Origin of the sequence: Niallia sp. FSL K6-0212, assembly GCF_038007605.1 — a bacterium.
Lineage (GTDB): Bacteria > Bacillota > Bacilli > Bacillales > Cytobacillaceae > Niallia > Niallia circulans.
In genome coordinates, this window is record NZ_JBBOXL010000001.1 from 4,512,964 (window position 1) to 4,526,114 (window position 13,151).

At 31.6% G+C, this 13,151-nt stretch carries 16 protein-coding genes and 1 pseudogene; 6 read left to right on the plus strand and 11 right to left on the minus strand.

Annotated features, from left to right (window positions below):
• Positions 1-57: 57 nt before the first annotated feature.
• The 4 genes from MHH96_RS21865 to MHH96_RS21880 all read right to left on the minus strand — a co-directional run bounded on the left by MHH96_RS21865 (position 58) and on the right by MHH96_RS21880 (position 3,026).
• Positions 58-615, minus strand: a complete 558-nt coding sequence (locus MHH96_RS21865; RefSeq protein ID WP_341118012.1) for a hypothetical protein — start codon at positions 613-615, stop codon at positions 58-60.
• Positions 616-668: 53 nt separating this feature from the next.
• Positions 669-1,172: a DUF1064 domain-containing protein gene (locus tag MHH96_RS21870; protein WP_341118013.1), complete on the minus strand. Its 504-nt coding sequence runs from the start codon at positions 1,170-1,172 to the stop codon at positions 669-671.
• Between the two features lie 226 nt (positions 1,173-1,398).
• On the minus strand, positions 1,399-1,968 hold the full coding sequence (locus tag MHH96_RS21875) for a DnaD domain protein (RefSeq protein ID WP_341118014.1): 570 nt from the start codon (positions 1,966-1,968) through the stop codon (positions 1,399-1,401).
• A gap of 179 nt (positions 1,969-2,147) precedes the next feature.
• Positions 2,148-3,026, minus strand: coding sequence for a recombinase RecT (locus MHH96_RS21880; RefSeq protein WP_095259024.1), 879 nt, complete (start codon positions 3,024-3,026; stop codon positions 2,148-2,150).
• Between the two features lie 665 nt (positions 3,027-3,691).
• Here MHH96_RS21880 and MHH96_RS21885 point away from each other — a divergent pair.
• From MHH96_RS21885 to MHH96_RS21905, 5 genes are all read left to right on the plus strand, one after another.
• Positions 3,692-4,105: a helix-turn-helix domain-containing protein gene (locus MHH96_RS21885; protein ID WP_341118015.1), complete on the plus strand. Its 414-nt coding sequence runs from the start codon at positions 3,692-3,694 to the stop codon at positions 4,103-4,105.
• 248 nt (positions 4,106-4,353) lie between these two features.
• Positions 4,354-4,842, plus strand: a complete 489-nt coding sequence (locus tag MHH96_RS21890; RefSeq protein WP_341118016.1) for an ImmA/IrrE family metallo-endopeptidase — start codon at positions 4,354-4,356, stop codon at positions 4,840-4,842.
• Between the two features lie 60 nt (positions 4,843-4,902).
• Positions 4,903-5,445: an ATP-binding protein gene (locus MHH96_RS21895; RefSeq protein WP_341118017.1), complete on the plus strand. Its 543-nt coding sequence runs from the start codon at positions 4,903-4,905 to the stop codon at positions 5,443-5,445.
• A 2-nt stretch (positions 5,446-5,447) separates the two neighbouring features.
• A complete protein-coding gene (locus MHH96_RS21900) occupies positions 5,448-6,533 on the plus strand; it encodes a hypothetical protein (RefSeq protein ID WP_341118018.1) in 1,086 nt (361 codons plus the stop codon).
• A 24-nt stretch (positions 6,534-6,557) separates the two neighbouring features.
• A complete protein-coding gene (locus MHH96_RS21905) occupies positions 6,558-6,926 on the plus strand; it encodes an ASCH domain-containing protein (RefSeq protein ID WP_341118019.1) in 369 nt (122 codons plus the stop codon).
• A 41-nt stretch (positions 6,927-6,967) separates the two neighbouring features.
• On the opposite strand, the gene MHH96_RS21910 is transcribed toward MHH96_RS21905, so the two are convergent.
• Positions 6,968-7,351: an ASCH domain-containing protein gene (locus tag MHH96_RS21910; RefSeq protein WP_341118020.1), complete on the minus strand. Its 384-nt coding sequence runs from the start codon at positions 7,349-7,351 to the stop codon at positions 6,968-6,970.
• A gap of 314 nt (positions 7,352-7,665) precedes the next feature.
• A pseudogene (locus tag MHH96_RS21915) lies at positions 7,666-8,004 on the minus strand (sigma factor); the annotation flags it as partial.
• 350 nt (positions 8,005-8,354) lie between these two features.
• Between MHH96_RS21915 and MHH96_RS21920 the strand changes: the two are divergent.
• On the plus strand, positions 8,355-10,286 hold the full coding sequence (locus MHH96_RS21920; RefSeq protein WP_047944050.1) for a fructose-bisphosphatase class III: 1,932 nt from the start codon (positions 8,355-8,357) through the stop codon (positions 10,284-10,286).
• A 217-nt stretch (positions 10,287-10,503) separates the two neighbouring features.
• On the opposite strand, the gene MHH96_RS21925 is transcribed toward MHH96_RS21920, so the two are convergent.
• The 5 genes from MHH96_RS21925 to MHH96_RS21945 form a co-directional block, all read right to left on the minus strand.
• Positions 10,504-10,641, minus strand: coding sequence for a YrzI family small protein (locus MHH96_RS21925; RefSeq protein WP_082138421.1), 138 nt, complete (start codon positions 10,639-10,641; stop codon positions 10,504-10,506).
• Positions 10,642-10,662: 21 nt separating this feature from the next.
• On the minus strand, positions 10,663-10,815 hold the full coding sequence (locus MHH96_RS21930; RefSeq protein ID WP_082138420.1) for a YrzI family small protein: 153 nt from the start codon (positions 10,813-10,815) through the stop codon (positions 10,663-10,665).
• Positions 10,816-10,841: 26 nt separating this feature from the next.
• A complete protein-coding gene (locus MHH96_RS21935) occupies positions 10,842-10,982 on the minus strand; it encodes a YrzI family small protein (protein WP_095258117.1) in 141 nt (46 codons plus the stop codon).
• A gap of 949 nt (positions 10,983-11,931) precedes the next feature.
• Positions 11,932-12,255 (minus strand): cupin domain-containing protein, encoded by a 324-nt coding sequence (locus tag MHH96_RS21940; protein WP_047944105.1) that lies wholly within the window; start codon positions 12,253-12,255, stop codon positions 11,932-11,934.
• A gap of 482 nt (positions 12,256-12,737) precedes the next feature.
• Positions 12,738-12,989 (minus strand): hypothetical protein, encoded by a 252-nt coding sequence (locus MHH96_RS21945; protein WP_061800755.1) that lies wholly within the window; start codon positions 12,987-12,989, stop codon positions 12,738-12,740.
• Between the last annotated feature and the right edge of the window lie 162 nt (positions 12,990-13,151).

A 13,151-nucleotide genomic window follows, 5' to 3' on the forward strand; every position in this document is an offset into this window, starting at 1 on the left:
ACCTGTTCTATCTTTAAGAGACTTTTAAAGTCTCTTATTCTATTAATCCCTCTTCTTTTAATCAAATAGGGATAACTGTTCATATCCATTTATAACTGGTTCTGTGACAACTATTTGCTCCTTCTCACTAAACACTTGGTTATACGTGTCTAGTACTTCCTCCATCTCTCCAAACCAATGGAGTGGAAAACATCCTCTAAAACCTTCGAATTGTCCGTTTTCGTATTGATCATAGAAGTAGCAGCTATCCACCAAATTAATCTTTAATTTCTGTTCTGGATACTCCACTTTCAAACGAATAAAATACTCTTTTAGCTCCGTTCCTCTATATCCTGGCTTCCTCCATACCAGCTGTGCTTTATAGACCTTCTCTTTGTCATAATCACTTACCAAACATGGTCCTTTCGGTTCTGATGGCCATTCTTCTTTAATCTTTTTTATGATTTGAAAACACCTTGATTGGTAACAGCCCTTATGCGCTTTACTATCTGGGAATACCGATACATAAAAGTAGTTAGGACCATTAGGAAATAAAAAGTATGTTTGGCCCTCTATTAGTACTGTTGTATTGGCAGTATCCACGCATATTCCTTGAATCATTTCACTTGTATTCATATCTTTTACCTCTTGGGTATAGCACCCCATGTTGCTTGCTATACGGATTTTCCTTACGTACTTCTTGTTTGCCTAATCCTTCCTCGTATACTGTTAGGACTTGTAATACTTCGCAATCGAGACTGACTGCTTTTGTTACTACGACTCTTCTTGCCACTAACAGCACCCTTTCTTAGTTTTTTTAGTTTATCTAGCTCAATAAAGCCCAATGATTCCTCATAAGCCAGCACCTTTAGTGGAATATCGAACTTGTATTCATAAATCTTTTTCTTAAGCAAAAACTCTTTTGTTTCTGCTCCTTTGATGTCGATTACTTCCACGGATCCATCCAAGTTATGAATCTCAAAATCTGCTACATATTCAATCTTCCGTACTTTCGTTCCATCTGGTTTGATATATGCTTCCTGAAGAAGAAATCTAGGTTGGCATTTAAAAGACTTGATTTGTTTTGCTTGTAATAACCATTTAAGCTGTATGTAATACGTCGCTTCTGCTTGGCTGTCAAAGGTTATTCCATCAACCACAGTCTTTTTATTACCGTACTTACTTTTAGCCATTTGATTACTCCTTTCAGGTCCTCTATAACGCTTTTATTCGCTCTTCTAATTCTCGCTTCCGTTTTAAAAACTCAGCAACCTCTAATGTTTTTTTCTTCAGGTGCGTTATTTTTGCCAATCCAATCTGGTACTATTTCTTTGCGAATGGGAGCGCGCTGATTGGTTTGTTTCTTCTGGCGCATAGCTTCAAAATCGTGTTGTTCTTTTTGAACAGCTGCAACCGTTCTTATTCCCTTTTAGACCAGCTGTTTAAGATAGACCTGGCATAAGGGTACTTGGCCCCAATCTCAGATGCTTTCCTGAATGCTAAGCACACAACTTCTTCTTGAAGACCATCTTGGTCTATGAAACTATTTATCTCTTGAATCTGAATAGGTGAAGGTTGTCCACTAAAACAGATCATGTATTCATCAAAATAATTGGAACGCTTAGTAGCAGCAGATGTATTTGTTTCGTTTGGTTTAGTTTCTTTTCTTTTATTTAATGCGGAACTATCCGCGGAATTATTTTCCGTAGAGAAGAAGGAAACAACTCTATAAATAGGAGCCTTCCCTCCCTTTCTGGAAGTAAATTCAATTCTGTTTTTTTGCTTCAGTTCATTTCTTACTTTTCGAAGGGTACGATCAGTTAAACCTGTCTTAACGCATAACACCGATTCTGCCACCGTAAATGTTTCTGCCCATCCAGCCTTATTATTTATGTGCATCAACGCATACCATAAATTAATTGCTGATGGCGACAGTTTATTTATTTCCAGCCAATCATAGAATGCATTAAGCTCCTTTATGTAGTTCATGTTGTTTACCCCCTCCTATCTCCTATAACATATCGCAAAACCATCTCTAACAGATTTCACAACATATTCTGGATAATGTCGCATATACAGTAGGACAAATATCTTTAAATGGTCCCTATCCTGCGCTTCTTTAAACAGTCTTTCTGGCAAGAGCACACGATAAGGAACTTTATTACCTATCATTTAAAATCAATACTTCCTTGATCAAAACTAGGCTTTTCTTCTTTTGATTCATTATCTACTTCATAATCAATAATGTTTTCATTATCATTTATTGTTGGTTCATCTACTTCATCGGTAATATCCTTTAATTCACGTTCTTCATTTTCGTCTTCTGAAACAGCCTTCTGCATTTCAACAGAAAGAATTCCCCATTTACTTAGCATATTTCTCACTACCGTTTTCATGGCCATTGCATCATAATCAGACTTCCATACGTTATTCATAGCCTTCTTATCCTTCATCTTATTGTGCTTAATACGATGAGCTTCTACTTCATCTCTTGTCCAATAGACTGTCTTTTCAAAACCGTTTGTTAGTTTAAAAAAACCGCAATAACCAATTACCTTTTCACTAGCCTTTCCGTCTAGGTCTAGCTTCAGTTCCTCCGTAATTCTGTTCCAACTCTTTAACTCACCTTCATATATAGGACTAACGTTAATATTCTTATATTGACCTGTTCTAAGGGCCAATTGGATATAGCCTTTGTATCCTAATTGAAACTGTGCTGCTTTCACTCCTTTTTTTGAGTCGTAGAAAGGAACAATCCATGCATAACCGAGGTTCTTGTCCACTGGTAAGTCTAATGATGCAGCAACCATTGCACTCGAGATAATAGACATTGGTTCTGCAGCTTGAAGCCCTGGATCTCCGTTATATAAGTTGAGAATGGAAGCCATAAACTGTGGTGCTTTTTTTGAAAGAACTTGTTCAAATTTCTTTTGCATGGTCGGTGTATTTAGTAACGATTTTAACCCTAAATTTTGTACTGATACTTGCTGTGGTGTTCCACTTTGTTTATTCGCTAACTGGTTCTTTAGCGCTTGGTTAGTAGCCATTATTTAGCCTCCTTCACTGCAAATTTACGAAAGGAAGAAGGTTTCAACACGTTCTCATAAACTTCTGGATACTTTTCTTTAAGTGTCTTAGTATCCACTCTGTTTTGAACTTGATTCATCCAAGAAACTATGAAGTTACTTTCACTTTGGTACCATCTTTCTTTACTAACGTTTAACAAACTAGAGTAATTTTCCACTTCCTTTATTGCAATTTGGCTTAAAGATTGAGAGTATCTCCAATTAGAACAGGAAATGTTTCACTTTCTATCCCGAGTTAGATTCATGTTTCTTTACACTGCAATCGGTATCAAAAAAAAGAACCCAATCAAATTCAATAATTGTTGCTATTTCCTTTGCTACTTTTACACTCGGTCATCTAACACCTAATTAGATTTGAGAATAGTAAAGTCTCTTGATATTTGCTTTTATATTGCAACTTCTTCTTAAGTAAGATTCGCATTATTTCTTTTTTCAAGAAGCCATTTTCTAGCTTCCATCCTCTCAACTCCTTTACGTTTTATAGCGTTTCGCCACTTTATATTTTTATAATTAAGTAGCTATTTGCTACATCTAAGTGTTTTTTGTACTTTTTCGCAACAATTATTTTTTGTAGCTATTTGCTACAGTATAATCATTTTTATAAGGACTGAAATGGAGATAAAAATATGTTAGGTGATAGATTAAAAGTTCTACGTGCTAGTCGCAAATTAACACAAGAAGAATTAGCAGAAAAAATCGGTGTTACCCGAGGAACTTATGCACATTATGAAATTAATAAAAGACAACCAGATTACGATACACTAGTAAAAATTGCTAAATTTTTTGATGTATCTACAGACTATCTTATTTCAGGACATAACAATATAACCATCTCAGGTCAGCAGATTAACCTTAGTGAAGAAGAATATAAAATTTTCGAAGAACTGAAGAAGCACCCTATCCTTTTCCATGACCTTGCTAAAGATCCAGAAAAGAAAATAAAAGAGCTTATCAGGTTACAAAAAGCTAGAGATATGTTTCTAAAAGAAGATGATGATGAGAAAAAGGGAAATGGATTTGGAGAATTAGATGATGAATAACACGATTACTTGTAATCGTGTATATTTTTAACATCCATATGGTAATTAAGTACTAATTTTGGATTTACAGGAAAATAGGTCTATATTCTTTTCTTTTCAAAATAGTCCTTCAACCTCCTTCCAAAATTAATTGAAATCTATGAAAACATCTACTATAGGAGTTAGACAATCCAACAAATCAAGACAAACACAGATAAGCAAATATAGTCCTTTCGCATTTTAACTACCTGCAACCAGATGAAATTGATATGTACGATATTTGCTGGCGATATGGAGTCAATATCAAACCATTAGACGTTAACTTCTTTGACCCTAATTTTGATTATGAGTCTATCAAACATCTAAAATCCTACGCTATTCCTGACTCTGTGGGTAGACGCGGCACCATCTTCATTCGGCCAGAGCTTGACCCTATTGAAAAAAGACTTCTTCTTGCAGAAGAATTTTGTCATTGCTATTCCCACTATTCTTCACAGCTATTAACTGATGAGTATATTCGCAACAAACAAGAACACCAGGCGAAAAGGATGGCTGCCTATTTGCTTATGCCGAATAAATTCTTAAAGGAATTATACAAAACAGCCATCAATGAACCAATCCTGATTTCTGACATTGCGGATCACTTCCTTGTGACAGAGGAATTTGCACACTATCGGTTAGAGTTGATTTATCAACATAAGGTAGATGGGTTTGTACAGATAAAAGAGAGATTGTGGAGTTTAGAGCTTTTAGAATAATGGAACATAAGGGATTTTATATTGCGAACTACTAATAAATAATAAAAGGAAGGACATAAAATGATACGTACTATATTTATTGCAGGTATTCATGGCACAGGAAAGACGACATTAGGAAAAGAATTAGCAAAGACTCTAAATTACCCCTTTGATAGTTCTAGTAATATCATAAAAAGATTTGCAGAAACAAATTGGGATTCACAAAAAAGAGTGGAAAATATAGTGTTAAATCAAAATGCTTTAATAGATGGTATTAAACACTTTTATTCTGAGGATGAGACTATCTTATTAGATGGACATTTCACCCTGTTAGATAAAAACAATAAAATTACTAAATTACCTAAACAAACATTTGAAGATTTAAATATAAAATCCATTATTCTTTGCACAGCTAATCCTCGTATTATAGTAGAAAGGTTAATAAGTCGAGATACAAACAATAATATTACTATAGAAGAAATATTATTGTTTCAAGAGTCAGAAAAAAGTCATGCGACATATATTGCCAGTCAATTAGACATCCCAATAATATCTCTTGAAACAGATAAAAAACAACCAATTGATACTGATACTATTCTCAATCAGATCAAAGGAGGTATATAACTATGGAGTTAAAGTCATATGATGTATTAAGTGTTAAGCAAAGAAAATTTTCTGAGATAGATCTAGATGATATGTTCTTTGATACATTAAAAACTGATTATCCTGAATTCAGCAGTTGGTTCTCCAAAAAAGGGAAGGAAACTGCTTTTGTAGTTAATAATGACGCGGGTATTCAAGCATTTTTATATATGAAAGTTGAGCACACTGATGAGGATTATTCACAGTTTATTAAACCTCTTTCCCCAGCTAAACGTTTAAAAGTTGGCACTTTCAAAATTACTTTAAATGGGCGTTATTTAGGTGAACGCTTCTTTAGAATTATTTTAGAGCATGCCATAATAAATGATGTTGAAGAAATATATGTGACCATTTTTCCCAAAAGAGATGAACAAAAATTACTAATTAACTTTATGGAACTATTTGGTTTTGAGTTATATACAAATAATAAAGATACAGATGAATTAGTTTATATTAGAAAGATGAAAACAATTATTGAAGAAGAACCAAGCTTAAAGAATTATCCTTACATTTCAAGTACTTTAGAAAGAAACTACTATATGTTAGCAATTGATACTCTATATCATACAAAATTAATACCGGACTCAATTATTAGGGAAGAAAATCCTAACGAGTTTACGAGTGATATTACAGCTGCAAATGCTATTCAAAAAACTTACATAGGAAATTACCGAATTAGTCCCCAACCAGGTGATATTATTATATATTATAGAGCAAAACCTGCAGGTGATAATAGACCTGCAAAATATGCTGCTACTTTAACTGGTTTTGGAATAGTATCAGAAGGCCATAAAAGAATTAGCTCATATGAAAAAGTAAATGAGCTTGTCTCAAAACGAACTGTTCTGACTCAAAAAGAAATTAAAGATAAATTAGCTAAAAATAAAACTGTAAATATATTAAAATTCTTTGACGTATACTCCTTTAAAGTTAGACCTATTAGAAATTTTCTACTCGAAAGTGGTATACTTATATCAAATCGAGATTATCCTTCTAAGAAGATAACTGAAGAACAATTTGATATGGTATTAAAGGAAGCAAAATTTAATAAAAAAGATATTTTCATATAATATCTAAATTGGAGATAGTAGCTTATGAGTAAGATTATATTATCTATTCATCCACATCATGTGGAGAAAATAATAAGTGGGGAAAAACGCTTTGAATTTAGGAAGGTAAAAGCAAAAATTCCTCCTGAAAAAATTATAATATACTCTACTTCACCAGTTTCACAAGTAGTAGGTGAAGCTGAAGTAGAAGATATTCTAATTGATACACCTGAAAAACTTTGGAAATTAACATCTATTTATTCAGGAATAGATAAAAAGTTTTATGAAAAATATTACCAAGATAAACAAAAGGCAGTCGCTTATCAATTAAAAAATGTAACTGTTTACCCAGAACCAAAGAACTTAATGGAATATGGAGTAAGTGCTGCCCCTCAATCATTTGTGTATATATAAAATAAAAGGTCGATAGTTAGATTTTCCAAACTGTCGACCTTTTACAAATTTATATGATATTCCTTATTATTTTCACTTTTCACTATTATAGGATCAATTTCCAATAAAATAACTCCTAATAATTTTTCATCTTCTTTATTGTATATCTTATAAATTTTATCTAATGAACTATTTATTGTTTCATCTAAAAAACCTATTGAGTATAATGACATTTGATTAAATATGTCTCTAAAAGAATTAAAACATCTCATATCCTTTACTACTACAGAAATATATTGATTTGGAAAGGAATAATTTCTAAATTTAATAATGTCGCCTTTTTTTATTTTTCTTCTTTTTTCATCATTAAGTCGAATTTCATATTTTTTTATTTTCTTTCTTACAAGCTCAAAATATTCATCATGTAGTTTCATTTCAAAATGCACAAATTTCTCCCTCCTTATTTAATTAATAAACTTTTTAGTTTAATTCTCATTCATAAATTTATCACCTCTTAAGAACGTACGTTTTCATTCTTACGATATAAAACAATTTTACTACTTTTCTAGAACCATTGCATTAGTAATTGACTTATAAATTAATATAAATTTTAATAATAATCTATATTGCTTTATAAAAAGTAAAAGATTTTTATTATTATATATTACTTAAAATGAGTTAAAATAGTTATATTGTTTCTAATACACATAATGGGTGCTTATTAAACAATTAACTCGCCCTCCCCTACTGTAATGAAGTTTTCATTCTCAATACATCGGGCAGCATAAGTAGCTAATTTTGTTCCTTTTCCTTCAGAAAAGCTTTCTATCCCTTTTATTAGTCCAATGGTTCCAATCGAAATTAGATCCTCAGAATCTTCACCTGTATTTTCGAATTTTTTTACAATATGAGCAACTAAGCGTAAATTATGCTCTATTAACATATTTCTTGCATGCGAATCTCCTTCAGCCATCAATCGTAAATATTTTTTTTCATCACTCGCTGATAATGGTTGGGGAAATGCATTATTCTTTACATAGGACACAAGAAAAACTAATTCTTTGAGTAAAGCCCCAATTGACAATAAGATTCCAGACATTTTTCCACCTCCACATTCAAGGACATTTGCCTATACTTCATTACTATGTGAAAAGAGAGTAGGTTTTGCACGTCCAAACGACAATAAACTTTGGAAAATATATTTTATTTTGGTTTATAGTCTGCATATAGTGGGTATCAGCAGGAAATACCTTTCTACGATAAAAAGGCAGGCTGTAAAGGTGCTATTTGCTGCTAGTAATTCACAGGCTGAACATAGAAGATCTCCTTGTTCGATACGAAGCTATGCATTATTTTCCATTTATTATTAAAATCTTATTAAATTCTCTTTATTACCTTGTATAATACATATATTAATAACTTTTTTTCTATTACTCGGGGGTGGACCAAATGGATACGAAATATTTAGATTTGCTTACAGAAAAATATGATTCGGAAGAAAAAGTAGTAACAGAAATCATTAATCTGGACGCAATATTAAATCTTCCTAAGGGAACGGAGCATTTTGTCAGCGATTTGCATGGTGAGTTTCACGCTTTTCAACATGTGTTAAGAAATGGTTCAGGAAATGTGAAAGAAAAAATTCGCGATTTATTTAAAGAAGAGCTTTCCAGTGCTGAAATCGATGAATTCGCCACTTTGGTTTATTATCCAGAAGAAAAATTGAAAAGAGTAGTGAATTCATTTGTTCATACAAAAGAACTGGATCAATGGTATGCGGATACAATTGAACGAATGATTCGCTTAGTTTCTTATGCATCCTCCAAGTATACCAATTCAAAAGTTCGAAAAGCATTACCACAACAGTTTGTTTATATTATTGAAGAATTATTATATGAAAAAAATGAATTAAATAATAAAACAGATTATTATTCAAGCATTATTAACAGAATTATTACACTGGGACAAGCTAATAAACTAATTATCGGACTTTCCTATACTATTCAAAGACTGGTTGTCGATCATTTGCATGTTGTTGGTGATATATACGACCGGGGGCCATACCCTGATAAAATCATCGATACATTAATGGATTATCATTCCGTGGATATTCAATGGGGGAATCATGATGTTCTATGGATTGGTGCATATGCAGGATCTAAAGTCTGTCTTGCTAATATTATTCGGATATGTGCTAGATATGATAATTTAGATATTATCGAGGATGCCTATGGGATAAATTTACGTCCGCTCTTAAACTTAGCAAATAAGTATTATAAAGATAATAAAGCTTTTCGTCCAAAAATGAATGCCAAAGAAAATACAGACGAAAATATTTTACAAATCACAAAAATTCATCAAGCTATTTCTATTATTCAATTTAAACTTGAAATGCCTATTATTAAAAGACGACCTGATTTTCAAATGCACCACCGCCTGCTTCTAGAAAAAATCGATTATGAGAATAATACCATTGATTTAAATGGCAGAATTTATTCACTAGAAAATACCTGTTTTAATACAATCGATCCGAAAGATCCATCTCTCCTCTTAGAAGAAGAGGAGCAAGTAATCAATAAATTGCTTTTTTCGATTCAACATTCTGAGAAACTAGCAAAACATATTCATTTTCTTATAAATAAGGGGAGTTTATATTTAAGATATAATAGCAATTTATTAATCCATGGTTGTATTCCATTAAATGAAGATGGAACAATGAAATCGATGTGTATTGACGGGAAAGATTATCGAGGAAAAGAATTATTTGATCTTTTTGAATATTATTTGCGTTATAGCTTTAATCATCCTGAAATAACCGATGACTTTGCAACAGATTTAGTTTGGTATTTATGGACTGGGGAAAATTCCTCGTTATTTGGCAAAAAAGATATGACTACATTTGAACGATATTTTATTAAAGAAAAAGAAACACATAAAGAAAAAAAGAATCCTTACTACTCCTTACGGGAAAACGAAGAGGTATGCCGCCATATTTTGGAGGAATTTGATTTAAATCCTGATCAGGGGCATATTATAAATGGTCATACACCTGTTGCGGAAATTAATGGAGAAAACCCAATTAAAGCGAATGGAAAAATGATTGTGATAGATGGAGGATTTTCCAAAGCCTATCAATCCAAAACAGGAATTGCCGGTTACACCTTATTATATAATTCCTATGGCATGCAATTGGTTGCCCATAAGCGCTTTACTTCAAAAGAAGATGTGTTAGAAAATGGTACCGATGTCTTATCGGTAAAAAGAGTAGTAGACAGAGAATTAAAACGAAAAAAGGTACTTGAAACAAATGTAGGGCAAAAATTACTAGAGCAAATGAATGATTTAAATCGATTATTAGAGTATCGCTATTTAAAAAAATAAGAAAAGAACAAGTAGTGTGGCTTTCTATTTCCCACTGCTTGTTCTTTTCGGTATTCTTCTTTCTGGTGAACTTCTGTTTTGTGAACTTGTTACATTACATTTCTTTTCCTACGTTAGTCTGTATCTTTATCCGCCCATAAGATTGATTGTCGACTCTGTAAAATAATTAAAAACATTTTTATCCACCTCTCCTTAATTTATATTTTTTCTATTTTTCTTAGAAACGTATTATTGAATATTGTTTTCTTCTATTTTCTTCCATGATTTCTTCAATCATTTGCTGATGAGTAATTTCTTCTGCTGTCATCTTTTTGGGATGAACGGTAATGGTAAAAAACAGCATATTTATTATCATAGTTATTACCTCCTATTATTATTAGTAATGGAAATTCGAAAAATATCCAGAACGAATTTGCTTTGTTTTCGTTTCTTCGAATATTTGCTCGATTTTTTGTAAATGATTTTGTTCTTCTTCCGTCGGTCTTTTCCTATTTATAGTTATGGTAATAAAGAAAATATTTAAGGTCATGTCTTCACCTCCTAAACGTGAATGTTTTACAACCTATAGCCCATTTCATGTAGTTTTCTGCGATTTTCTTCTATTCTCTTTTCCATTTCAATTTCTTGTAAAAATTCTGCATTTGTATATTGCTTTTTCTTAAACGTAACTGTTAAAAAAATTAGATTTAATGTCATCTTTTTTACTCCTAACTTTAAATTTTTCCATAAATGGAATTTTTTTCTTGTGAGTGCACAAAAAAACCGCAAATAGACTGATCTGCGGCTTAAAAAGGGCATAATAAAACCGCAGGACACGACTACCCTGCGGTTGGATATTTTTAGTTAAATGAAAACTAAGATAAATAATCCCATTCCGAAGCGGTTGAATTCGTGTACGTTAAATATTCAATTAGTACTACATTGTTTAATTCTGGTAAAATTCTGATCATTTTATTCAACCTCCTTCGATTTTTTTGTTCTCACATTGGTAATTATATCCTCGAATGCCAATCTTGTAAACCTTTTTTTGAAAAAATGGATATTCCACTCGCTTTTTTAGGGTTTTTTGTTATTTCTGCCTGCTGTTCAAATGGAAGAAATAATGTGTTTCATTGTGCAGTATGTTCACAAGGCTTCGAGCCAAAAACTTGAGGAAGTATCTGATTGCAAGCGGAATTTTTGTAGAATGAGGACAAGGAAAACACGTTCTATTTTTGCTGGTAGCAACATTCAAATTTGTCTTTTTCAAGTTCTTTTTTTGGGTCTTATCTCCTGTTCTTAGAAAATGGAAAATTCATGGTATGGAATTTTTATTATAAAGAAAATTATATTCAATCATAATCTCTCCAGCTTTTCCCTTTCCAAACCAAGCTGATAAAGAAAAATTATAAAAGTCAAAAAGCCTTTGGTTCTTAAAGAATATTAATTCAAAATAGCGCTTAAATATTATCATAATTGTATTTGTAATTATTTTTGTCATCATTATTTTTTTAGCTATGGCAAAACAGTAAAAGATAATTCAAAAATATACCTCAAAAATTTTTAGTTAGAATAAGCCGATTCTCCCTAAAAGAAATCGGCTTATGATATTGGAATCTGGATGAGCATACGTTTTTTGATTCAAGCTGCATCAAGGTATTGGCACTTAATAAGTGGATCCATTTATATCATTATCTTTTTTCTCGAAACAGAGATTCACAGTTCTACCATTAGACCGGGTTCTATGTTGTGTATGTGCTGGTACATTAAAAATTTCACCAGGTAGTAATTTAATAGTCTTATTGTTTTCTAAGTCGATTATGAGTTCTCCCTCTAGAACCATAAATAATTCGTCAGTGTCATGTTCATGCCAATGAAATTCACCATCAATTACAGCAATTCTCAAAACATGATCATTGATTTCAGCTACTATAAAATTCTTATAATCTGTTATATCAGTAACTAAATTTAATAAATTAATCTTTTGCAATAAACTTTCCATGTGAATCATCTCTCTTCAAAATTAAATTTTTAGAACTTTAATAATCTCATCAGCTGAACAGCCTTTAAACAAAATTTTATGGGTAATTTATATGTTAAAGGTGGAAGAATATTTTACTAGATATATTTCTTTTAAAACAACCTGCCTATGCAGATAAAAATAAAATGAAAAGTAAATAATCTTGTTATTCTTTTTGTTTACTTTTCCATATGCGAAAAAATAATATTCCCCAACCAATCATGATTAATAAATTAAAAATTTTGAGCCATAAGCTAGAGGTTGGTAATAACATTCCCCAAATAAAATAAACTAACATCATAATAAGTAATATAGCAACTAAAATTTGATTCTTTTTACTCATAATAGGCACATCACTTTATATATATTAAAAAAACTACCAAAACAAAAGTTTTAGAGATTTCACTTAACTGGTGAGGTCTTTTTTATACAAAAAAATAAGGCACAATGCCTTATTCTTCTTCATAAGGTTTATGTTTGATTTCAATGGTACGTTGGTCATCGAAACCAACTACAGGATGTAGATTATAAGATGTGTGTTCAAAATCTACATGAGAATTAGAAACTGTAAAGATAGTAATTGTTTCATTATCTGAGTCAACAACTGAGTATTTAAATTCATTGGCTAAATCTTTGAATAAGGAATATTCTTCGTGGATTGTTACAACCCAATTATAACCTATTGTAAATTGTTTTGTTTTCATAAATACCTCCAAATATGGTCATTTATACCTTTTATTGTAAGTGATTTGGTGAAGTTTGGCAATTAGAAGATTTACTATTTGGTATCTTTTTTACTATGTTTTTTATTATTTTAAAGTAAACTGAAATCATTGGTTGGTCATGGTGATTAGTCTTATTACCAG

Bases quoted from the DNA above. Each gene is read 5' to 3' on its own strand.
- MHH96_RS21945 (WP_061800755.1), bottom strand. From the start codon at position 12,989: ATGAAAACAAAACAATTTACAATAGGTTATAATTGGGTTGTAACAATC.
- MHH96_RS21885 (WP_341118015.1), top strand. From the start codon at position 3,692: ATGTTAGGTGATAGATTAAAAGTTCTACGTGCTAGTCGCAAATTAACA.
- MHH96_RS21930 (WP_082138420.1), bottom strand. From the start codon at position 10,815: ATGACCTTAAATATTTTCTTTATTACCATAACTATAAATAGGAAAAGA.
- MHH96_RS21875 (WP_341118014.1), bottom strand. From the start codon at position 1,968: ATGAACTACATAAAGGAGCTTAATGCATTCTATGATTGGCTGGAAATA.
- MHH96_RS21895 (WP_341118017.1), top strand. From the start codon at position 4,903: ATGATACGTACTATATTTATTGCAGGTATTCATGGCACAGGAAAGACG.
- MHH96_RS21865 (WP_341118012.1), bottom strand. From the start codon at position 615: ATGAATACAAGTGAAATGATTCAAGGAATATGCGTGGATACTGCCAAT.
- MHH96_RS21890 (WP_341118016.1), top strand. From the start codon at position 4,354: ATGTACGATATTTGCTGGCGATATGGAGTCAATATCAAACCATTAGAC.
- MHH96_RS21905 (WP_341118019.1), top strand. From the start codon at position 6,558: ATGAGTAAGATTATATTATCTATTCATCCACATCATGTGGAGAAAATA.
- MHH96_RS21935 (WP_095258117.1), bottom strand. From the start codon at position 10,982: ATGACATTAAATCTAATTTTTTTAACAGTTACGTTTAAGAAAAAGCAA.
- MHH96_RS21870 (WP_341118013.1), bottom strand. From the start codon at position 1,172: ATGGCTAAAAGTAAGTACGGTAATAAAAAGACTGTGGTTGATGGAATA.
- MHH96_RS21900 (WP_341118018.1), top strand. From the start codon at position 5,448: ATGGAGTTAAAGTCATATGATGTATTAAGTGTTAAGCAAAGAAAATTT.
- MHH96_RS21925 (WP_082138421.1), bottom strand. From the start codon at position 10,641: ATGATAATAAATATGCTGTTTTTTACCATTACCGTTCATCCCAAAAAG.
- MHH96_RS21880 (WP_095259024.1), bottom strand. From the start codon at position 3,026: ATGGCTACTAACCAAGCGCTAAAGAACCAGTTAGCGAATAAACAAAGT.
- MHH96_RS21920 (WP_047944050.1), top strand. From the start codon at position 8,355: ATGGATACGAAATATTTAGATTTGCTTACAGAAAAATATGATTCGGAA.